20 protein-coding genes and 1 pseudogene are annotated in these 20,820 nt (G+C 58.0%); 14 read left to right on the top strand and 7 right to left on the bottom strand.

Annotated elements, in window-relative coordinates; genetic code table 11:
• The first annotated feature begins 3 nt into the window (after nt 1-3).
• Both ACP5H1_RS02760 and ACP5H1_RS02755 read left to right on the top strand, forming a co-directional pair.
• A complete protein-coding gene (locus ACP5H1_RS02760; protein ID WP_427971415.1) occupies nt 4-351 on the top strand; it encodes a hypothetical protein in 348 nt (115 codons plus the stop codon).
• A complete protein-coding gene (locus tag ACP5H1_RS02755; protein ID WP_427971412.1) occupies nt 348-800 on the top strand; it encodes a hypothetical protein in 453 nt (150 codons plus the stop codon). The genes ACP5H1_RS02760 and ACP5H1_RS02755 overlap by 4 nt, the downstream gene beginning before the upstream one ends.
• Here ACP5H1_RS02755 and ACP5H1_RS02750 read toward each other — a convergent pair.
• Nucleotides 797-1,018: a DUF2283 domain-containing protein gene (locus tag ACP5H1_RS02750; RefSeq protein ID WP_013266054.1), complete on the bottom strand. Its 222-nt coding sequence runs from the start codon at nt 1,016-1,018 to the stop codon at nt 797-799. The two genes, ACP5H1_RS02755 and ACP5H1_RS02750, sit on opposite strands and share 4 nt — an antisense overlap.
• A 163-nt stretch (nt 1,019-1,181) precedes the next feature.
• On the opposite strand from ACP5H1_RS02750, the gene ACP5H1_RS02745 reads away from it, so the two are divergent.
• The 3 genes and pseudogenes from ACP5H1_RS02745 to ACP5H1_RS02735 all read left to right on the top strand — a co-directional run bounded on the left by ACP5H1_RS02745 (nt 1,182) and on the right by ACP5H1_RS02735 (nt 3,600).
• Complete coding sequence (locus tag ACP5H1_RS02745) at nt 1,182-1,400, top strand: DUF3311 domain-containing protein (RefSeq protein ID WP_427971491.1); 219 nt, start codon at nt 1,182-1,184, stop codon at nt 1,398-1,400.
• 6 nt (nt 1,401-1,406) lie between these two features.
• Nucleotides 1,407-2,915: pseudogene (locus ACP5H1_RS02740) on the top strand (sodium:solute symporter family protein).
• A 166-nt stretch (nt 2,916-3,081) separates the two neighbouring features.
• Nucleotides 3,082-3,600 carry a hypothetical protein gene (locus ACP5H1_RS02735; protein WP_427971408.1) on the top strand — a complete coding sequence of 173 codons (519 nt, stop codon included), beginning with the start codon at nt 3,082-3,084 and terminating at the stop codon, nt 3,598-3,600.
• A 194-nt stretch (nt 3,601-3,794) separates the two neighbouring features.
• Here ACP5H1_RS02735 and ACP5H1_RS02730 read toward each other — a convergent pair whose 3' ends face one another.
• Together ACP5H1_RS02730 and ACP5H1_RS02725 are read right to left on the bottom strand one after the other, a co-directional pair.
• Nucleotides 3,795-6,725, bottom strand: a complete 2,931-nt coding sequence (locus tag ACP5H1_RS02730; protein WP_427971407.1) for a DNA-directed DNA polymerase I — start codon at nt 6,723-6,725, stop codon at nt 3,795-3,797.
• A gap of 254 nt (nt 6,726-6,979) precedes the next feature.
• Nucleotides 6,980-8,203 (bottom strand): M48 family metalloprotease, encoded by a 1,224-nt coding sequence (locus ACP5H1_RS02725; protein WP_427971405.1) that lies wholly within the window; start codon nt 8,201-8,203, stop codon nt 6,980-6,982.
• A 208-nt stretch (nt 8,204-8,411) separates the two neighbouring features.
• Between ACP5H1_RS02725 and albA the strand changes: the two genes are divergently transcribed.
• Nucleotides 8,412-8,711 (top strand): DNA-binding protein Alba, encoded by a 300-nt coding sequence (albA, locus tag ACP5H1_RS02720; RefSeq protein WP_013266048.1) that lies wholly within the window; start codon nt 8,412-8,414, stop codon nt 8,709-8,711.
• Nucleotides 8,712-8,730: 19 nt separating this feature from the next.
• On the opposite strand, the gene cmk is transcribed toward albA, so the two are convergent.
• Nucleotides 8,731-9,288 (bottom strand): (d)CMP kinase, encoded by a 558-nt coding sequence (gene cmk / locus ACP5H1_RS02715; RefSeq protein ID WP_427971401.1) that lies wholly within the window; start codon nt 9,286-9,288, stop codon nt 8,731-8,733.
• Between the two features lie 86 nt (nt 9,289-9,374).
• On the opposite strand from cmk, the gene ACP5H1_RS02710 reads away from it, so the two are divergent.
• Entirely contained in the window at nt 9,375-10,049 is a 675-nt protein-coding gene (locus ACP5H1_RS02710; RefSeq protein WP_427971399.1) for a hypothetical protein, read from the top strand.
• Here ACP5H1_RS02710 and ACP5H1_RS02705 read toward each other — a convergent pair.
• Nucleotides 10,015-11,040 carry an AbrB/MazE/SpoVT family DNA-binding domain-containing protein gene (locus ACP5H1_RS02705; protein WP_427971397.1) on the bottom strand — a complete coding sequence of 342 codons (1,026 nt, stop codon included), beginning with the start codon at nt 11,038-11,040 and terminating at the stop codon, nt 10,015-10,017. The two genes, ACP5H1_RS02710 and ACP5H1_RS02705, sit on opposite strands and share 35 nt — an antisense overlap.
• 185 nt (nt 11,041-11,225) lie before the next feature.
• Here ACP5H1_RS02705 and glnA point away from each other — a divergent pair, with 185 nt between their 5' ends.
• A complete protein-coding gene (glnA, locus tag ACP5H1_RS02700; protein WP_427971394.1) occupies nt 11,226-12,575 on the top strand; it encodes a type I glutamate--ammonia ligase in 1,350 nt (449 codons plus the stop codon).
• A 54-nt stretch (nt 12,576-12,629) separates the two neighbouring features.
• Here glnA and ACP5H1_RS02695 read toward each other — a convergent pair whose 3' ends face one another.
• A complete protein-coding gene (locus tag ACP5H1_RS02695) occupies nt 12,630-12,869 on the bottom strand; it encodes a ferredoxin (protein WP_427971391.1) in 240 nt (79 codons plus the stop codon).
• Nucleotides 12,870-13,148: 279 nt separating this feature from the next.
• Between ACP5H1_RS02695 and ACP5H1_RS02690 the strand changes: the two genes are divergently transcribed.
• Both ACP5H1_RS02690 and ACP5H1_RS02685 read left to right on the top strand, forming a co-directional pair.
• Nucleotides 13,149-13,925 carry a proteasome assembly chaperone family protein gene (locus ACP5H1_RS02690; protein WP_427971389.1) on the top strand — a complete coding sequence of 259 codons (777 nt, stop codon included), beginning with the start codon at nt 13,149-13,151 and terminating at the stop codon, nt 13,923-13,925.
• A gap of 13 nt (nt 13,926-13,938) precedes the next feature.
• Nucleotides 13,939-14,412, top strand: a complete 474-nt coding sequence (locus tag ACP5H1_RS02685) for an Hsp20/alpha crystallin family protein (protein WP_427971386.1) — start codon at nt 13,939-13,941, stop codon at nt 14,410-14,412.
• Here the strand turns inward: ACP5H1_RS02685 and ACP5H1_RS02680 are convergent.
• A complete protein-coding gene (locus ACP5H1_RS02680; protein WP_427971384.1) occupies nt 14,407-16,491 on the bottom strand; it encodes a heterodisulfide reductase-related iron-sulfur binding cluster in 2,085 nt (694 codons plus the stop codon). The two genes, ACP5H1_RS02685 and ACP5H1_RS02680, sit on opposite strands and share 6 nt — an antisense overlap.
• 146 nt (nt 16,492-16,637) lie before the next feature.
• Between ACP5H1_RS02680 and gyaR the strand changes: the two genes are divergently transcribed.
• From gyaR to ACP5H1_RS02660, 4 genes are all read left to right on the top strand, one after another.
• Nucleotides 16,638-17,645, top strand: a complete 1,008-nt coding sequence (gene gyaR / locus ACP5H1_RS02675) for a glyoxylate reductase (protein ID WP_427971381.1) — start codon at nt 16,638-16,640, stop codon at nt 17,643-17,645.
• A gap of 379 nt (nt 17,646-18,024) precedes the next feature.
• Nucleotides 18,025-18,963 (top strand): carbon-nitrogen hydrolase family protein, encoded by a 939-nt coding sequence (locus ACP5H1_RS02670; RefSeq protein ID WP_427971489.1) that lies wholly within the window; start codon nt 18,025-18,027, stop codon nt 18,961-18,963.
• Nucleotides 18,964-18,998: 35 nt separating this feature from the next.
• Entirely contained in the window at nt 18,999-19,844 is an 846-nt protein-coding gene (gene udp / locus ACP5H1_RS02665) for a uridine phosphorylase (protein ID WP_427971379.1), read from the top strand.
• Nucleotides 19,845-19,927: 83 nt separating this feature from the next.
• The gene (locus ACP5H1_RS02660) at nt 19,928-20,797 is read left to right on the top strand and encodes a dimethylarginine dimethylaminohydrolase family protein (RefSeq protein ID WP_427971376.1); all 870 of its coding nucleotides are present in this window, start codon (nt 19,928-19,930) and stop codon (nt 20,795-20,797) included.
• The last annotated feature ends 23 nt before the right edge of the window (nt 20,798-20,820 follow it).

Here is a 20,820-nt window from a genome sequence, read left to right as displayed (position 1 = left end):
ACCATGAGCTCGGGTGACGAGGGTAAAGTGGACATCGGAAAGATGCTGTCTTTCATACCTCCCGCGTCTACCCTCTACTCGAAGCAGTCAAAGATACAGGAGAAGAGGGTGAAGCTCATACATGACGCTGCGGTCGAGCAGGGGACCCTAAGGGTCTCCAAGAAGTTAGCCACGGAGCTCGGCATAACTGATGAGGCTGAGATAGCCGTGGGAGGCAAGATAAGGCTCAGGCTCAAGGCAGCCATAGATGAGTCCACGGACGACGACACCTCTGTGTGGGCCAACCCTGACGAGATGAAGGAGCACGGAATAGCCGACAGGAGCACCGTGTCCGTGAGGTCCCCGAAGTGAGCGACTGCAGGGTGAACTGCAGTAACATAACTGAACTCCTTCAGTTCAACGTTAGTAGGGCGGCCCAGGCCCTCCAGGAGCACGCAGACCTCCTGGAGAGGATGAGGGGACAGCTTAACCAGTACGTGTCGCTGAGGGATGAAGAGAGGGAGGGCATGGTAGAGCAGGTGGAGGACACCATCAAGTCCATCAGGAGCGCCAGGGAGGGGGTAGAGAAGGCCGCCAGGGAGTACGAGATGCTCGTAGGGTGCTGCCTTGCAAGGGACGACTACATGGAGGCCCTCCTGGGCTACTACCTCATGGCAGGCTCAAGGAGGGAGAGAGAGCTCCTGTCGGCGGCGAGCAGGGTAGTTGACGTAAGTGAGGACATCGACGGCATTGGAAGGGTGACGAGGCTTATACAGGAAGTTCTCGTCAGCGTGTCCTCCAAGGTAAGGAGGGGCGGCTAGAGGTTAAGCCTGCTGCTGGCGTTCTGTATAACTATACTTATCAGCTCGTCGCCGCTGACGTTAACTATCGTCCCATCGTCGAGCATGAAGCTCTCCTCAGCCTCCTTGTCGCTGAACCCTATATACAGCGTGTCGCTCTGTTTGTCGTACTCTATCCACATGTTGTTGATGTCACCTATCACTAACTTCCTTGGATAGCCCTCGCCAGCCCCCTGCAATGCCTGACCCTGCCTCCCCTACTCTCAGGCTTAGTTAAATAAGGTTCAGGCCGCGATGGGAACCCAGGGCCTTTTAGATGAAGTCTTAATAAAGATAAAACATATATGAGCTAAGGAAAAGGCATAAAAATGTATACAAGTCCAGGTATTCCTAGTGATAGAGATGAGCGGAGGGCTTACTGTAGGACAGAAGGTAGTGATTGCAATACTCCTTATAATACCACTCATAGCTTACATGGCATATACAACCTATGACTTTGTCAGCCCGTCCCTTGGAGGCGTTCCGTTCTTCTACTGGTACCAGACGCTCTGGCTGGCAATATCGTCGCTCCTGTTCATCGTAGCGGCAGTCCTGTGGGAAAGGTGGCTCAGCAGGAGGTGAGAGGGCATGCTGGGCATCGCCGGCTGGGTTACGTTCTGGGCCTTCTTTGTCGTCTTCGTGTTCCTGGGCTTCTACGGGGCCAGGTGGAGGAGGGGCAACTTAGCCCAGCTGCACGAGTGGGCCCTGGCCGGCAGGAGGCTTGGAGCGTTCCTTGCATGGTTCCTCATAGGCGCCGACCTTTACACGGCGTATACCTTTGTGGCCGTCCCATCGCTCGAGTACGCCCAGGGCGCCATAGCCTTCTTTGCGGTGCCCTACGTAGCCATAACCTTCGCCGTCGCCATGCTGTTTATGGCTATGCTCTGGGACAGGTCCAGGGAGAAGGGGTACATAACGGCCGCTGACTTCGTCCAGGACCAGTTCAACTCCGTGACGCTAGCCATACTGGTTGCTGTAACGGGCATAGTGGCGGAGCTGCCCTACATAGCCCTTCAGATAGACGGCATGAGGGCCGTGCTGGAGGTCATGATGGCCGGCCTCTCAAGCGCCACAAGGATCTCTGAGATAGCGCTGGTGGTGGCATTCATAATTCTGGCCGCCTTCACCTACACGAGCGGCCTCAGGGGCTCGGCCCTCGGGGCCGTGTTCAAGGACGTGCTGGTGTGGCTTGGGGTCATATCGCTCATCGTTATAGTGCCGCTCTCGATAAATGGCGGCTTCTCCGCCGCCTTCAGCGCGGCTGCCAAGCACAACCTCATCAGCGGCGCTGAGTACCTCAAGCCCTAGTTTGCCTCAGCCTACGAGAGCCTCTTCATAGGGAGCGCGCTGGCCCTCTATCTTTACCCGCACGCGGTTAACGGCTCCCTCAGCTCGGAGTCCAGGAAGGCGCTCAGGTACAGCACGGCGCTCCTGCCCATTTACGGCATAGGACTTGCGATACTCGCGCTGCTGGGCATACTGGTTTACGCCTCCCCAGGCGCCGAGAGCCTGCTCTCCCAGTTCCCGGCCGCCGAGAGGGGCCTGCTAGCGGTTCCAGCCCTCGCGGTGGCCACCTTGCCGTCCTGGTTCGCCGGCCTGGTGCTCCTGGGCATATTCGTTGGCGGCATGGTGCCGGCGGCCATAATGGCCATAGCTCAGGCCAACCTGCTGGTCAGGAACTTGATAAAGCCATTCTTCAGGCTCAGCGAGAGGGGGGAGACGAGGGCCGCGCAGTGGGCCTCCGTGTTCTTCAAGTTCCTCGCCCTGGGCTTCGTGTTCGTGACCCCTCTGACGTACGCCATTCAGCTCCAGCTCACAGGAGGTATCATAATACTGCAGACCCTCCCGCCTGTGTTCCTGGGCCTCCTGACTAGGAAGCTGAACAAGTACTCCCTAATTGCAGGGTGGGCCGCTGGCATGTTATCAGGAATATACCTGCTGCTCCTGGCCAACCACTTCGGCCCGCTGACAAAGTCGGCCTACCCCGTGTTTGGGCATTCGATATACATAGGCGTCACAGCGCTCGCAATAAACGTAGCCGTTGTGCTCCTGGGCACTGCTATAGCCTACTCTGTCGGCTGGAGGCCCAGTAAGTGACCATTTAATCAGCTACAGGTAATCGTTTCACCTTTTTTAATTATGACGTCTCACGTGGCGGTATTTCCAGAGAATGCTCGCAGAAGCTGATAGCCCCCGTTTCGCGGAGGAAAACTATAATTTAGCTGGCTGTCACTAACTCTGTGAGTCGTAGAGGTGAGCTAGGTTGGCGGCAGAGGAGAGCTCTAAGCCCGTGCTGTACAGGCTCGTGCTCAGGAAGACGGCCAGGGGCCTAATCATACAGTTCAGAGGGCCAGGATCTCAGGGAAGGGAGGCCACCCTGGTAAGGATAGGCGGCAGGAAGGCGCAGCAGCTCTTTGACGTGCTTTCCACAGCGCTCAAGAACGGCAACTACATAGAGGAGGAGGCCAGCACCGGCAACTACACGTCATATAAGATAAAGCCTGAGGTAGGCGCCGCAGTTGGAGGCTTCCTGGTGATAACTAGGAGGAGCAGGGACCCAACCGCGTGGGCGCCATACTTCGCCGACCTCATAGGGGGCACCAAGTACCCAGGCTCGCGCGAGGTGCTGAGCTCAGTGCTGAGCCTGGGCCTGCAGCTGAGCAAGATATCACCGCCTCCGGCCAGGGCCAGGATGCAGCTGAACCCCAAGATACTTGACGCCATAAGCGCGGGCCTCAAGGTCACTGCCAGGAAGCTGTGGGGCATAAGGAGCCCCAAGTGATAACGAGAGCCTGTAGCCCTTTTCCCTTTTCTTTAACTTCAACGTTCTTCTCTATGTTTTCCTTTGCGCGGGCCTTCCAACCCTTCGTGGTAGAACTCAGAGCACTTAAACTCCTTCCGCCGCTGAGGAGGTGGCGGATGAAGAGCGACTTCGGCCCGACCCATGGGATGAGGAACCGTGTGAGGGCTGACGCTTCAGAGGAGCTTCTTGACGCCAGTCATCTCATCCCATCTGACCCCGAAGGCCAGCAGGAACTGCTCAAAGGCCGACCTCACGTACTCCAGGTACTTAGTGGTGTCGACGTCAGCCAGCCTTGCAAGCCTCACGGGCTTAACGCCCACCTTATCCTTAGTCTTCACGAACGATATTATGTCCCCCCTGGTGACGGGAACGCCCTCATTTATGAGGAGCAGGGCTGCCTTGACGTGCTGTGGGGTGTTCTTCTTGTACTCCATTGGGTCCTTGCTCATCATCACTGATATGGCGAGCTGGTCCAGCGTGTACTCCCTCCTCCTGAGCTTGGTGTATATCTCCTGCACCTTCTCCCTGAGCAGGTCCAGGGTCTTCTCCAGGTCCTCCGGGCGCTGCAGGCCGCCCAGTATCTTCATGACGTCAGCCGTCTCAAACTTTATGAACTCGGGCGTGTTGCTCTTCTTGGCCACCATGCCCTTTATTATGTAGCTGTCGCCGTCAAAGCCGACGTAGTTCTTCTTGAGGCCGCTGAAGAGCACCAGCCTGAAGGTCTTATCTATGTCCAGGTCCATGCCCAGCTTCTCCTGCACGTACCTTATTATTTCATTGAGGGCGTCCTTCGGCGGGTCCCAGACGAAGAGGCTGTCAGTGTCGCCGTAGAGTATGTGCAGGTTCAGCTCCGAGGCCCTGCGCAGCGTCTCAAGCAGCGTTGCCCTGCCTATTGCTGTGACGCTCTCGGCCACCGGGAGGCTGTAGAGCGCGAACGCCTCGTTTCCGAAGACGCCGTAGCTCGCGTTTATGTAAACCTTCATAGCCGCCTGGACCGTCTCATACCAGATCCTCTCCTCCTCGCTCAGGTCCTTGCTCTTGGCCTTCTTCTTGTACACCTTAACCCTGAAGTCCCTCAGCAGCCCCACGAGCTGGCTTGAGATCCCCCTCCTGTCCATGCATATCCTGTGCCCAACCTCAGGGGCCTCGACGTACTTCTGGCAGTACGGGTTGTCGACAGTCTCATAGCTCAGGTTCCAGTTCCTTATAACGGATGGGTACAGGCTTGCGAAGTCAAGGACTATTACGTTGAAGAACACGCCCTGGGGCGGCTGGAGCACTATGGCGCCCCTGTACTTCTTGTCCTTTATTATGGCGGCGCTCCTCGGGGCCTGCCTGCCTATCATCCTCTCTATGTCCTCCCTGCTCGGTATCAGCAGGCCCCTCCTCCTGTGCTCCCAGTAAAGGGTGCTCTTTATCCAGGCCGAGACCTGGGACCTGGAGACCTCCTCAAGGCCGGACTTGCTTATTCTCATCAGGAGGACCAGCAGGTTCCAGGTGAGCTCGTTGTTGAAGGTGACGAGGCCCATGGTCAACACTGAGTCCTGGAGGTTATAGGCTGCCAGCTCATCAAGGCTTACGTCGTTAAGGAACGTGCTGATCTCACGCTTCGTCTGGCCGAGGAGCGCCTCGGAAACCGCCTCAAGGCTCTTCTCCCTGTACTTGTTGCCGAAGGCGTAGCTCTGCAGGGCCTTTATGTCAAAGACCCTGTGGAGGTCCACGTGCAGCCTTCCCTTGAAGGTCACGTAGTCCTGGAGGAACACTATTGGTATGTCCTCTGGCCTCACGCCCAGGTTTATCAGCCTGTTGTAGATGTATGGCACGTCGAAGTTGTCGCCGTTGAATGTGAAGACCACGGCGTAGCGGCTCAGCCTCCTCAGCAGCTCAAGCAGCATGGCCCTCTCGCTGTCGAAAAGCTCAACCTCGCCTTCAACCTTCTGCCTGCCGCTGAACCGGCTCGCAGGCCTGGCCAGTAGGAGCACGGACTTGTTGCCCTTGTCGTCTACTATGGAGACGCTCATTACCGGCATGTCAGCCTCCTTGGGCTCGGGGAAGTGGCCCTCGCCGGGGGCCACGACCTCTATGTCGAAGGCGACCTTAGGGACCCTGGGTGATGGCTCCTCAAATATGTACTGCCACTCAAGCGCCATGTCCCTCAGGTCCTCGGTGAAGGACTCCTTTATGAGCTTCTCCAGCTCCTCGCTGCGCTTCCAATCCTTCTGTCTCCAGTTGTCGGACACGTCGTACGGCATGCCTGGTATGAGCTGGTTGTCATAGATGTAGTTCAGGAAGTACTTTATGTCGGCCTCCCACACCCTGTAGCCCTTCTCTGCGAGCGCAGCCCTCAGCGTCTTGACGGCCAGGGGGTCGTTGGTTATTATCTTAGTCAGCTTCACGTCGCGGTTAGTTATGGGGTCCCTCTTGGTCACCACTGCGAGGTTGCTGAAGGACTTGTACCTTGTCAAATCCACAGGGGGCCTGCCGTCCTCCCCAAGCTCCATGTTTGTCAGGAAGTAGGGCTTATGCCCGGTCCTGTCCACCCACTTAACCACTTTACTTGTCAAGGGGTCATATATGAAGGCGACGGCCTTGCCCAGGTCGCCGTCATACCTGACCTCAAGCAGGTAGCCTGACGCCTGGGCCGCGTAGGCCTCCTCCTGGAAGAGCCACCACTGGCCCGGGGCCCTCTGGCCCTGCTGGGCCTCAACCAGGTAATCATTGGAGCTGGCGTACCATGAGTAGGTTTCGGGAAGTCTAATAGCTTCCTTAGCCTCAGGCTCACTTCTTGGCTGCTCCTCCGGCTCCTGCTGAACCTCAGTAGGAACCTCGCGGGCCTCCTGCTTATCGGTCCGCTCCGCTGTTGGCCTCTGGACCGCCTGTGGCGGCCCCTGGGCGTTAGGTTCGCTCATGAAGTCCAGTATGCTTCTGGCCGCCCTCTTACCCGTGACAGGCTCTTGCTGCTTCTGGCTCTGGGGCTGTTTTGCTGGGGCCCTATCATTGCCGTTGCCCTTCCCCTCCGTTTTTGCTAAGGCCGCTGAGCTGCGCTCCTCGCTGGCCCTCCCCTGCCCCCCTGCCTGGGGGAACCCGTCGTTACGCAGGGCCATCTCGAGCTGCTTCAGGAACTCGTCCAGGTTCGGCCCCTTCTTCTTGGCGGCCGGTTCAGGCGTCAGGCTTCAACCCCAGCTGTTGAGGCTGCGCTGGCACCTATTAATGAAAGGGCCCCGGGCTGGCCCGAACCCATCTAGGGGGCTTAGCCCTCCGCCAGCGACGGTATTATCTATTATTGTTTTATATGATGACTTAACAGGCAGCCCCCAGGCGAGGGGGCCCTTCAGTTAGAACAAAAGGGGACTTCAAATTAAGGCTCAACTGGGTTCACGGAGTACTTTATGTTGTCAATGAACCTGAGCCTCTTTGGTATGGGCGGGTGCGTTGCGAACATCTCAGCTACCGGATCCGTCTTCTCATTCTTTATCTTCTCTATTAGCTGATCGACGTCGTAGTCCCTGTACCTGCTCAGGTCAGGCTCCCTTCTCCTCCTCCAGGGCCACGCGTCCTCGTCGGGCTCGTACAGGAAGCCCCCACTTATCTCAACGAAGGGCGCCACTATGAAGAGCGCCTTAAACATGGAGCTGCCGCTGGAGTTGACCTGGTGCTTAAAGTAGTTGTTGCCCTCTACCGCTATGTGGAGCCTCGCCAGGGCCCTCTGTATCTTCCTTGGGGAGGTCACCACGGCGCTGTTAGCGTCGGCGTAATATTCCCTTAGCCTGTTGAAGTTGCCCACCAGGAACCTGAACACAACGCCTACCACTACCAGCAGCATTCCAACAAGCATTAGCAGTATGCCGCCGTTTGCCCCGCTGCCCCTGTCCCTTCCCTCGCCGCCCCCGCCTCCAAAGAAGCCGCTCCAGATGAGCATCTGGCCCAGGTAGTAGACGGCCAAGGGTATGACGCTCAGCGCCAAGATCCATGAGACGTCCCTGTGCCTGAGGTGACCAACTTCATGGCCCAGCACGGCCTCGACCTCATCGTCAGGCATTAGGTTGAGGAGCCCCCTCGTAACTGCCACGTAACTGCCAGACAGGGGGCTGCCGTAGGAGAAGGCGTTTGGCATGTTAGTCTCCGCTATCCTAAGCTTAGGCGTCCTTATGTGGCTCCTCCTGGCGACCTCCTCCAGCATCGCCTGGTACCTCCTCTCTTCGTCAGTCCTGGGCGGGTGAGTCCTGTACACCAGGTTTATGAAGAGCGGCGAGAGGAGCCACTGTATCAATATTATGAAGAACGTGAATATGACTGCAGTCATTACTAGGTAGGAGCCCGCGAGCGAGTACCCAAATATGTAGCCAATTAGCTCGGCCACCCCTACGAAGACGCTGACTCCAGCTAGGACTATAGCCACTGCCGTTATAGCCATGGACGCCCTCAGGCTTGCCAGGCTCTTAGGCTCGCCCTTGATTGCCTTAGGCGCTATTGCCGCCATTAATGCCACTGCGCCCCCGGCTGCTATAGAGGTCAGGATCAGCAGCCACCAGTAGGCCATCATAAACGCGAAGAGCCCAAAGAGCGGATCATATATTATCACGCTGCACACCCCTCCTGCTCACTTTACTATCTCTTCATAGTCCACCTCTAGCTTAGAGAAGTTAAAAGCACTAGCTTCAATTAAGCAGGCCACCGCCAGGCTCCGGCAGAAAGCCTGCTCAAACAGCGCGGGAGGCTCCAAAAAGCTTTTATATGGGCTGTAGTCCTACTGCAAATCAGTCCATAGGTCTAGGTCTGAGGTGTCCGAAATGGTCTGTGAGGGCGCACCTGAGGTAAGGATCGGTAAGAAGCCTGTAATGAACTATGTTTTGGCAGTCCTGACAACCCTAATGGAGCAGAACGTCAGCCAGGTGGTGATAAAGGCCAGGGGAAGGAACATAACTAAGGCCGTAGACACCGTCGAGATAGTGAGGAGCAGGTTCGCCAAGAACGTCACCATAAAGGGCATCGACATAGGCAGCCACGACATAACTGTCACCGACCCGCAGACGAACCAGCAGAAGACGAGGAGGGTAAGCAGCATAGAGATCTGCATAGCTAAGGCCTAAGCGCAGGCCTTCGGCGAAGTCAAACAGAAAGGGCCTTTTTGACGAAGGTAAGGATCACCTGGTACGTCTCCTCGATGCCCATCCTCGTGGTGTCGATTACTAGGTCATAGCTTGACAGGTCCCTCAGGTCTATGCCGTAGTACTTGGCGAACCTCTCCCAGTGGCTTATCTCCCTCTGGGAGGCCTCGAGAAGCGCCTCGCTCTCAGGCTTGGAGTCCCTTAGGGCTATCCTCCTCGTCCTCTCTGGCAGCGAGGCCTTGACGTATATCGTGACGTCCGCCAGGTCCCTCAGGAGCCACCCGGCCAGGTGGCTGTCTATCACGACGCAGCCCTTCCTGGCCTCGTTGAGCGACTCGGCGTCTATAGCGAGGTCTATGGACGGGTCCCTCTCAGCGAGCCTGTTCAGCTCCATGAGGCTGACCCCCATCCTCTCCGCGAGGCCCCTGAAGGCCTGACCGGTCGTGTAATACCTTAGGCCGAGCTCGGCCGCGAGCCTCCTTGCATATGTTGACTTGCCCGAGCCCGGCTGGCCGGAGACTACTATGACAGGCCTACGGCCGTCACATATGGAGCTCAAGCTCCTAGCCTCCTCAAGGCTCTTAAGTTAGGCGGTTCAGATAAGCTTAATAGGCTCTTAGGCGTGCGCCTGCCCGGGTTTAAGACTTGTCCCAGCAGGGGAGCCCTAAGTCCAAGGCGGCAGCGTTCATAGTGTTAATCGCGCTTGCCGTGGTTCTTATCTCTACCAACGTGGCTTGGTACTTCAGCTACACTTCCCTGCAGTCAAGGTATAAAAGGGTCTACTCAAGTCTTCAGAACGTCACGGGCTACGCCCTGAGCACGGCCAAGCTGCTAAACGAGAGCGTCAGGCTGCTCAAGGACTATGAGAACCTGACGAAGTACCTTAACGTTACAGTAAGCTTGCTGAACGCCGAGAGGTCGCTCCTGATCACTAACGTGTCCCTGGAGCTTAACCTGATAGCCGTAAAGAGCTTTGACACGGCCGTGAACCTCACGATAGAGGCGAACCAGACTCCCAGCGTCTATTACAGGTACGAGTTGGCCACGGCCGCCTCGGAGGCCGCCAACCTGAGCGCTGAGGCCATAAGGTCCCTGCAGCTGTTGGGGGCCGAGGCGGGGGCCAACTCTACCCTCACCGGCTACCTGTCGCAGGCGGAGCAGGCGGCCCAGAACCTCTCCGCTATAGCAAAGTCTTTGGTTAACGGGCCTGACCCCCAGCTGCAGGGGGAGCTTACGTCGGTTACTAACAGCTTCCTCTCATCACTGCTCAGGGCCGAGACTTACATTATATCTCTTGCTCGGACTCAGAGTACTTCTTGAAGAGCGCGTGGCAGAGCAGGGTCTCCTCTATGTTCTTTATGATCCTCGCTATGTCAAGCGTCTTAGCCAGTATGTAGGCGTAGGCGGCGGTTGAGTTGCGCACTATGTCGCTGAGCTCCCCTTCAAGGTCGAGCAGGCTCCTGAGCTTGAAGTAAGCGTCCTCCTCCTTCTTTATGCTGGGCGGCTCCACCCCAAGCGAGGCGGCCACCAGGGAGACCTCGAGCACCTGGAACAGGAACTTGACCCTCTCCCTCTCGTCCTGCGTGAGCTGGCTGTCCAGGGTCAGGAGGTCCTTGCCTAGCTTGTAGAAGGAGTCGTTGACCAGCACCATCAGGCCTACTCCGGCCATGAGGAGCCTGTTCAGGTGCTCCTGGGATATCCCATATCCCACGCCTTTAGCTCCTGACCTCAGGGTCCTGAAGGCCAGGCCCCTCAGGTCGCTGTAGATGCTCTCGAGCTCCTCCTCGGTCATCCTTATGCCGGCCACGTGCTGGGAGAGCCTAGAGAAGGCCGAGGCGAGGCTCCTGCCGTAGTTGGCCAGCGCGTTTGCTATGTCGTCCCTGTACTCCTCTATGGCGACGTTGACCTCGTACATGTTGTTCAGGTAGACCTTGACGCTGTCATTGTTTATAGTCTCTGAGACCCTGCTTATCTTCTCCACGAGGTCAGCCCTTATGGGCCTGTTGGAGTAAAACGTGAGGCCGTCAAGGCCTGAAAGGTAGGCGCAGAAGACCACGCGGCCCAGGTGCTTGCATATGTTGAGGTGCTTGAGCGAGAAGGACGCAGTGAGGGGCCTGCCCTTGACGTAGGGTATAACCACGAGCCTGTCGCCGTCCTCAACTATGGTGACCATGCTGCCCGCCTTGAGGCCATGCGACCTAGCCCAGTCGCGCGGCAGCGTTATTATGAGCGACGAGGTGCCCAGCTTCTGGACTTTGCGGGGAAGGACGCGGCCCTCCAGGGAACTTTCATCGGAGGTGAGGGCTTTCAAACTGCTCCCTATTAAGGTATACAGGGTGGGACAAATAAATGTACAGCGGTTAAAAGCACTCCACCATAATTCTACAAGTATTTGTATATGTCTATCATAAAAATTAAAGCGGCTGTTTTATCTGAAAAGGCTTAGAAAAATTTATAACCCAGTGTGCTACAGGTTACCTTGCCTGTGAGGCCGACATGGGCGAGGCCGAGGCAGGCAAGGACCCAGATTTCCTGGAGGTACAGTATATAGACCTACCAGGAGTCGTAAGGTCCGTGACCATACCTTACGAGAGCTACCTCAAGAAGGCCGACGGCTTTATTGCGGCCTTCGACGGCAGCAGCGTCGAGGGCTTCGAGCCGATAAACAGGAGCGACCTCCTCTTGGCGGCAGACAAGTCAACGTTTTCGAGGATACCGTGGAGGCCCGAGAGGGCCAGGGTGCTAGGCAAAATATACGAGCCGGGCGGCCAGAGGTACCGGAAGGACCCCAGGTACGTGGCTGAGGCCACGATAAAGTACCTTGCCGACAGCGGCTACAGCCCCCTCGCGGGCGCCGAGGTTGAGTTCTTCCTCTTCAAGTCGCTTAAGATAGACGTTCTCAACCCGCTGAGGGGCATAGGCTACTCGGTCGTGAGCCAGGAGCAGCCGTGGGACACCGAGGCGCCGCACAGCGTGGTTAAGAGGGCCTACCACCTCCCTGAGCCCATGGACGCCCTCGAGCCCATAAGGGAGAAGATGTTGAAGTACTTCAGGGCGTTCGGGTACGACTTCAACGCCACCCATCACGAGGTCGCAGTGTCCCAGTCGGAGGTGAGCGTGAAGGCAGGCGACCCGCTGTTCGTAGCTGACGAGATAGTGACGTTCAAGCAGGTTGCCAGGCAGGCAGCCAGGGAGAACGGCATGGTCGCAGTCTTCCTTCCTAAGCCGCTCTACGGGGACAACGGCAGCGGCCTTCACTTCCACCTGAGCCTCTGGGACTCCAAGGGGAACAACCTTTTCGCTGACGACAGCGACGGGCTTAGCCAGACGGCCAGGTACTTCATAGGAGGCATACTGGAGCACGGCAGGAGCCTTGCTGCCTTCGTTGCGCCAACGGTTAACAGCTATAGGAGGCTGGTGCCAGGCTACGAGGCTCCAGTGTACCTGGTCTGGGGTTACTCCAACAGGAGCGCCGCCGTAAGGGTGCCGGCCGCCGGAGGCAATAAGGGCCTTACGAGGGTGGAGTTCAGGAGCCCAGACCCCCTCTGCAACCCGTACCTGGCCCTGGCGGCTACGTTCCTCGCGGGCTATGACGGCATAGTTAGGAAGATAGACCCTGGCGACCCAGTCAGCGACAACGTCTATGAGATGGAGGGCGGAAGCCTCAAGACTTTGCCCAAGAGCCTTGACGAGGCCCTTGACGCCCTGGAGAGCGACTACCAGTACTTGCTGCCAGTCATGAGCAAGGAGCTGATAGACTCCTACGTAGAGGTCAAGAGGAGGGAGTCAGAGGCCATAAGGATGTACCCGTCGCCCGTGGAACTCTACATGTACATGAGTTATTGAACCTGCCAAAAAGGGATCTCTCTATTCGTTTTGTTTCTAAGAGTTTCAAGGATTTTATGCGGGCTCGACGTGGATTATGCTGGTCGGGCAGCTCTGCTGGGCAGCCTCGGCGCAGTCCTTCATGTCGTCTGGTATCTGGCCGACGTTTATGTTGTTGGGGTCGGTCCTCCACTTGGCTATTATCTGGCTCTTGCCGTCCACGTCGCTCATCTCAAAGACGTCTCCGCACAGGCTCACACAGACCATGTCGGCTATGCAGTTGTCCCTGGGGTCTATCGAAACCTTCAGGGTCACTCTAGGTCACCACCCTTACCGACTCACGTATTCTGGCTGAACAGGTACAAAAATTTTATTACGAGTTAGACAAGGACTGTTATTGAATGAAGCCGCCCAGCTCTTTTTCAGATATATCGCCGAGATTCATTATGAGGAGAGCGCCGCACTAGATTAGCCTCTGGGCGTCAGGCTGCGCAGGCTTAGATCCTGGCGGGAAAAGCCTCTCGCTGCTGTTTGTCCTCTGCCATCATTCTTTTTTATTATTGTTTGTAACCAGCTGTAACGCGGTGCTGCAGGGTGCCTCTGGCAGCTTATGAAGAGGAGATCCTAGGCTATAACTTCATAGAGTACGGCGAGCTCGGCAAGCCTAAGTATCTAGTGCTAGGGATACCCGACGCTGGCCTCGTGGGACCCATAGCCTCCGGCCACATAGTAGGGAGCCTCAAGTTAAACGACGCTGTGGGCATAGAGAGCTACGGCTACCTACCTCCAGCGGCGGTGGTGGTCAACAGCTCGGTGAAGTACCCAATAAGGATATACTCGGGCAGCAACATGGCCGTTCTCGTCACCGAGGTCATGCCTGTGGCCAGCGGCATAGTGCCCTTGGCCATTGCTATAGTGGAGTTCGCCAGGAAGAGGGGCATAGAGTACATAGTTGGGATCTCCGGCCTCGGCAACCCGGCCAGGGCTGAGACCCAGCCCTCGCTCTACTGGCTCGCCACCACCCCTGAGGCCGAGGCCCTGGCGGCCCCGCTGAAGGACATGGGGAAGCCGTTCCCTGACGGCCTCATAGTCGGCCCCTACGCGACAATACTTAAGGAGTCCGTGAAGAGGGGTGTGAACACCCTGCTGCTGTTAACGGACTCGTTTGTTGACATACCGGACCCGGAGGCGGCTGCCCTCGCTGTCCAGGGGCTGTCGAGGGTCACCGGCATAAGCGTTGACGTGAGCCAGCTGCTCCAGGAGGCGGAGACCCTGAGGCTGAGGCTCCAGGGCATGGCAAGGGAGGCCAAGGACGCCCTGGCCAAGGTAGGTAAGGGCTATGAGTACAGGGCGCCACTAATATACAGCTGAGGGCTGACCCGGCATGTCATATGATGACATCTTTGAACGCATGAGGAAGAGGGCGCTGAGGATAATGCGCGATATCATGTCTGACTTCGACGAGATGGAGGCCTGGATGAGGTCAATGGTGGACGACCTCGAGGATGAGATGAGGCCCGAGCAGCTGTTCGAGGAGAGGCTCAAGGAGCTCAGGAGCGGCGTGCTGAGCCCGCTCATAAGCGTGCATGACAGGGGCGACCACCTGGTAATAGTGGTTGACCTGTCCGGGTCGGACCCTCGCACGGTTGACGTCAGGCTGACTCGTGACAGGATAGCCGTGAGGGCCCAGATAAGGAGCGAGGCCCTGAGGAAGGCCTACGGCCAGGTGTCCTGGGCCATGAAGGTCAGCTACTACAGCGGGGAGCAGGCGCTGCCCGAGCCCGTGGACCCAAGGACGGCCAAGTCTGAGCTGAAGGGAGGGGTCCTTATAATAACGGTCAGGAAGGCCTCCTCATGAGCTTCCCTTGTCCTCCTTGACAGACTCCTTAAGTATCTCGGCTATATCCATAACTTCGAAGTTGAACTTCCCCGACTCGGCCCTGAACATTGTGTTGCAGAAGGGGCAGGCCACTGCCACGACCCTCCTGCCGCCCTCGCCCAGGGTCTTTGAGGCCTCCTCAGCCCTAAGAGTCGATATGCGCTCCCCCCTCTTCACCTCGTAGAACATCTGCCCGCCGCCGCCCCCGCAGCAGAAGCTCCTGGACCTGTTCCTCGGCATCTCCCTTATCCTGAGGCCCGTGGACTCTATGACGCTCCTGGGCTCCTCGTAGAGGCCGTTCCACCTGCCGAGGTAGCACGGGTCGTGGTATGTGACAACGGCCTCTATCCCCTTGCTGGGCCTTATCTTGCCCTCCCTGATAAGCCTTGCAAGCACCGTTGAGTGATGTTCAACCTCAAGCCTATCTAGGACCTCAGCCAGCTTTGCCGTGTCCTCCCTCTTGGCCAGGTAGTCCCTGTAGAGCCTGTAGTTGTTCTTGAAGTTATTGAACCCGTGGGGGCAGTTGACGAGCAGCTTCTTGAACTTGTACCTGCTGAGGACCTCCAGCGCCTGCTTCATGAGCTCGACGTAGAGGGCCTCGTCACCTATGGCCCTCGCAGGCTCGCCGCAGCACCCCTGCTCAACCGGTATGGCTACCTTGACACCCGCGGACCTCAGGAGCGATACTATGGCCTCGGCTACGGGCCTTATCCTTGGGTCGTAGGAGGTTATGCAGCCCACCCAGTAGAGGTAGTCGTACTCCTCCCCCTCCTTGGCTATTATGTCGTCACCGTACTTCTGAGCTAGCTCGTTCAGCCACTGCTCCTTGTCATATGGGTTCGCCCCAAGCGGGTTGCCGTTCTGCTGCAGCCTGTAGAGCGCGTCGAGGGCGTCCTTGGGGACGTCCTCGGAGCCGACGCTTACCATGCCCCTCCTTAAGTCTATTATGGTGTCAACGTGGTGTATTGTGACGGGGCACTCGTAGACGCAGGCGCCGCAGGTGACGCAGCTCCAGAGCGCCTCAGGGTTAACCTGCAGCCTGCCGCTGCCCCAGGCCTGCTGGTCCCAGAGGCCCTCCCTCATGGCGTCACGCATGGTAACTATGACGTCCCTCGGGCTCAGGGGCTTCCCTGCTGTGAACGCTGGGCAGGCGTTGGTGCACCTCATGCATGAGGTGCAGGCGTCAAAGTCCAGGCGCTGCTTCCAGGTAGTGTCGGAGAGCTTCACCACGCCGAGGGGCCTGCCCTGCTCTATCCTCTCGTCAAGGTCCGTCACGGGCTTGACTCCCTGGGGGGCGGTGCCCTGCCTCTGGAAGGTCACGTTGAGCGACGCGGCGTAGATGTGCCAGAGGTTAGTGAACGGAATTATTGCCAGGGTGGCCATAGCTATGCTCATGTGGAAGAGCCACAGGCCCCTGTAAATCTCCTGCAGCTCTGGCACGGGCACCGTCCTGGCCCACGTGAACACGAGGTAGCCAACGGGGTCAAACCACGGCCTCTCCCACGTGTACCTGTAGGCAACGCCGGCTATGCCGTCAACGAGGAAGCCTGTTACGACGATGACCAGGATGAGGCCAAGCACCAGGTAGTAGTAGGGGTCCTGGGGCAGGTTAGGTGTGAGCCTGAGCCTCCTCCTGACAATGGCTATGGAGGCGCCCACTATGACCATTAGGCCGGCCACGTTGTTGAGCAGCTTGTAGGCATAAAACACGTCGCCGGTCAGGAAGACCACCACGTGCACGTTTATGGCCCTCAGTATGGTCGCTATGAAGAGCCACCCTATGCCGTAGAATATCAGCGCGTGCATAGCCCCTGGGAAGCGCTGCCTCAGCGTCTTCCACTGCAGCAGCGCGAACTGGGCAAAGTTCCTCAGCGCCTTGGACGCTGGGTAGCCCGGCGGCCAGAACATGAGCCTCCACTTGGGGAGGCCGTGGGTCCACCTCCTGTAGCCGTCGTATGCCGCGTAGAGGAGCCACAGAAAGACCACGAAGCCTATCGCATACACTAGGGCCTCGTACTGCTTGACCCAGGCGAAGTTGACTATGCCTATGTAGGTCAAGCTAAACGCCGAAGTGTTCGAGGCCGGATTGATATAAAAGCCTTGAACTATGGCCTGTACCTTCGCAGCATAGTCGACCGCAATTTAGCTCGCGTCGCGCGGCTCACCGTTTTAATCCAAGCGTCCACGCCCCCCTGGGCGAGAGCTTGGAGCTCAGGCTCTTTGTGACCAGGGAGATGCCGTTCCCCGCCTTTGAGTCCATAAAGGGGCTTTTCCAGAAGGTCGACGTGTGGCCCGAGTACAGGCCCCCGACCAAGGAGGAGCTTATATCCAGGGCCAAGGGCGCGCAGGCCCTTGTGACCATGCTTGAGGACAAGGTAACCTGTGACGTGATAGAGGCCCTGAGCCCCGAGCTCAGGATAATAGCCCAGTACGCCGTGGGCTTTGACAACATAGACCTCGAGTGCGCCACGAAGCACGGAGTCTACGTCACTAACACCCCCGACGTGCTCACTGACGCCACGGCTGACCTGACCTGGGCCCTCATACTTGCGGTGGCCCGCCGGATAGTGGAGTCGGACGCCTACGTCAGGAGCGGGGGCTGGAGGAGCTCCGGCACAGCCTGGCACCCTACTATGATGTTAGGCTTCGACCTCGTCGGCAAGACCCTGGGCATAGTGGGAGGGGGCAGGATAGGCCAGGCGGTCGCCAGGAGGGCCAAGGGCTTTGACATGAGGGTAATATACAACAGCAGGAGGAGGCACCCTGAGATGGAGGCCCTGGGGGCAACTTACGTTGACCTTGAGGAGCTCTTCAGGGAGAGCGACATAGTGACCCTGCACGTGCCCCTCACGCCCGAGACCCAGAACCTGGTCAACGAGTCCAGGCTGAGGCTCATGAAGAGGACGGCCATACTGGTTAACACTGCCAGGGGAAAGGTGGTAGACATAGATGCCCTCTACAGGGCCCTCAAGGAGGGCTGGATAGCCGGGGCAGGCCTCGACGTGTACCCCAGCGAGCCCCTCGACCCCTCGCACCCGATAACTAAGCTGAGCAACGTTGTCTTGACCCCCCACATAGGCAGCGCCACCAGGGAGACCAGGGCAAAGATGGCAGAGCTGGTGTACAGGAACCTTGAGGCTTTCAGCAGGGGGGAGAGGCCTCCAACGCTGGTGAACGAGGAAGTCCTTAGGGTCAGGCCGCCCGGCTTCTGAGCCGCCATGGGCGTACTCCTATGGAGTATAACGCTAAAGATAGGAACCTGAATCGGCCTCCCTGCCCTCAAGGGTATAAACTCTTAAGAGTGCGGGCAAGTACAAAGTATCCCCGGCCCGTAAGGGCCGGTGACCTGAATTGGCAAAGAAGAAGAAGACCGCTGAGCAGCAGGGTGAGCAGAAGAAGTAAGCTGCTGACAATTGCTTTTAGGCTCTTAACATTCCGAAAGCTAGCTTTTTGTTTTACTCCTAAGCTGGCCTTCAGCTGAGGCTCATGATACTCATAGAGAAGGTCGCTCCCCTGATGATATGGGCTAAAAGCCTGTATAGGCTTTAAGTCCACTTCACCTAACTGAATCAAGAGCCACAGGTGCCGGCGATGCCGCTGAGGATAGCAGTGCTGCACACTCGCATAAGGCTTGGCGCTAGGAGGACCAACACTAAGAGGCTCCTTGAGCTTGCGGCTAAGGCTATGAGCGACCATCCTGTTGACGTTCTAGTGCTCCCGGCCTACCCGGTCACGGGCCCGATAGTGGGCTACTACCCCGACCAGAAGGTCCCCTCAATACTCAAGGGCTTTGCGGAGAGGATCTCTGAGTCGGAGATGCAGCTGAGCCCCACGCTAACCATGGTGTCTAAGGTCAGCGAGGAGTACGGAGTCTATGTAATAGCCGGCCCCCTCGTCGAGAGGGCCGGGCCCAGGCTCTACCTGACCACAATAGTGGTGGGCCCCAACGGGAGGCTCATAGGCAAGTACAGGAAGGTGGCGCTCACAAGGAAGGAGAGGGAGAGCGGGCTCACGCCAGGCAAGGACGTCCTGGTGTTTGATGTCGGGCGCACTAACGTGAGGGTTGGGGTCTTTGTTGACGAGGACATAAACTACCCCGAAGTACTCAGGTCACTGTCGTACAGCGGGGCTGACGTAGTGATAGGCGCCATGCTGCCGTTCCAGTCGAACTTCATAAGGATGAGGTCCGAGCCCAGCAACGGCATACTCACGCTGGACTATGAACAGGTAATGGAGCTCCTGGACGTGAGGACCCGCGAGAACGGCTTCTCCGCAGTGCTGGTGGGGGGCGCTGTCGAGGGGTCCAACGGCCTCGGCTACGTGGCATTTATGCCCACAATAATGGCTGAGCCGGAGAACGGCGTGATAAAGGACAGGATCAGGCTCTTTGACGACCTCGACCTCCCGGTCTACGTTGAGGTTGACAAGGCCGCCTCGAGGGAGCCGAAGGACTTCCTCTACCCCCTCCTCAGGTCGCTCTGCAGGAACGGCAGCGCTAAGGGAGGGGAGCCCGAGGAGGAAGAGCTTTAGTTCTAGGCTAGGCCCCGCCTTACGCAGGGGCCAAAGTGGAGGAGCGCATGTCTTCAGCTTCAAGGCCCTTCGACTCGGAGGGCAGAGTGTACCACCTGGGCCTCAGGAAGGGGGACGTGCCAAAGTACGTGCTTATGCCAGGCGAGGTTGAGAGGGCCTCAAGGATAGCCTCCTCCTGGGACAGGAGCTGGAGGCTTGCCCAGAGGAGGGAGTACTCAAGCTTCAGGGGCGTCTACAGGGGCGTTGACGTGGCTGTGGTCTCCACGGGCATAGGGGGGCCGGCCACAGCTATAGCCGTTGAGGAGCTGCTGGAGCTCGGCGCTGACACGCTAATAAGGGTTGGGAGCACCGGCGCCATACAGGACGACATAGAAGTCGGGGATATAATAATAACTACCGCCGCGGTCAGGATGGACGGCACTAGCTATCAGTACGCCCCGGCCGGCTACCCGGCCTCGGCCAGCTACGAGGTAATCATGGCCTTGGTCGAGGCCGCCGAGGGCCTCGGGGTGAGGTACCATCTTGGAATCACGGCCTCGACTGACAGCTTTTACGTGGGCCAGGGGAGGCCGGGCTACGGGGGTTACATGCCGAGCTGGTCAAGGAACCTTATGCCTGACCTTAGGCAGATGAGGGTGCTGAACTTTGAGATGGAGAGCGCCACCCTCCTTACCTTAGCAAATATATACGGCTTCAGGGCTGGGGCCGTGCACGCGGTCTACGCCCAAAGGGTTAAGGATGAGTTCGTCGCCCACGCTGGCGATGAGAACCTGATAAAGGTGGCCGACGAGGCCGTGAGGATACTTCACGAGTGGGACGAGGTTAAGGGGAGGGCCGGGAAGAGGTACCTCTACCCCTCGCTCCTGAGGTCCAGCCCCTGAGCGTCTTTCGTGCGTTCAAGTTAACAGAAATTTAATGTTTGGAAGTTAAGCCTAGCCTGGGACCTAGCATGGGAGGCCTCCTTGTGAGCTCGGAGGTGGGCAGGCTAAGGGAGGTCTTAATGCACGTGCCCGGCCAGGAGGTGTCTATAGTTAATGAGAGCAACTACCGCCGTTACCTCTTCCGTTCCCCAGTGAACCTGGAGGAGGCCAGGAGGGAGGTCGAGGGCTTAATGGAGGTCTACCGCAAGGAGGGGGTCCAGGTTCATACCGTTGAGGGCCTCACGGACAAGCCAAACGCCATGTACGCCAGGGACCCGTTCTTCATGGGTCCCTCTGGCGCAATAATATCAAGGTTCATGTATGAGGTCCGCAGGGGCGAGGAGAGGGCCTTCAAGGATAAGATAGAGGGCCTCGGCTACCCCATAGTGAAGGTTATGGAGGACGACGAGGTCTTCGAGGGGGGCAACGCCATGATGCTCTCGCCCAAGGTGGCGATAGCCGGCGTGGGAGAGAGGACCAACAGGAAGGGCCTCTGGTCCTTCATCGAAACCGTGAAGTCCATGGGCGTTGAGGAGGTGGTCGAGGTGCAGGTACCTATAAACGTCATTCACATAGACGAGTACATAGCCCAGGTTGACGTGGGGACAATAGTCACGGTGAGGCAGATGTTCCCGTGGGAGGCCATGGACAGGCTGCAGAGGCTTGGGTTTAACGTGCTGCCGATAGAGTACTCCCAGCTGCCCGGCGGCGTGAGCGCGAGGCTGTGCCTTAACATGGTTGCCCTCAGGCCCCTCAAGGTGGTCATGGGCGCCGGCTGCGACCCCGTCAGGAAGGCCCTGGAGTCAGAGGGCGTTGACGTGATAGAGGTCAAGGTTGACGAGGTTCTTAAGGGAGGCGGAGGGGTGCACTGCCTAACCGGCGTGCTGAGGAGGGACCAGGTGAGCGAGAGCTAGGCTGCAAGGCGGCTGCAAGGCGG

The organism is Acidilobus sp. (assembly GCF_049973875.1).
GTDB lineage: Archaea > Thermoproteota > Thermoprotei_A > Sulfolobales > Acidilobaceae > Acidilobus.
The sequence above is the reverse complement of the archived record's forward strand: the minus strand, read 5'-3'. Positions and strand labels throughout refer to the sequence as shown.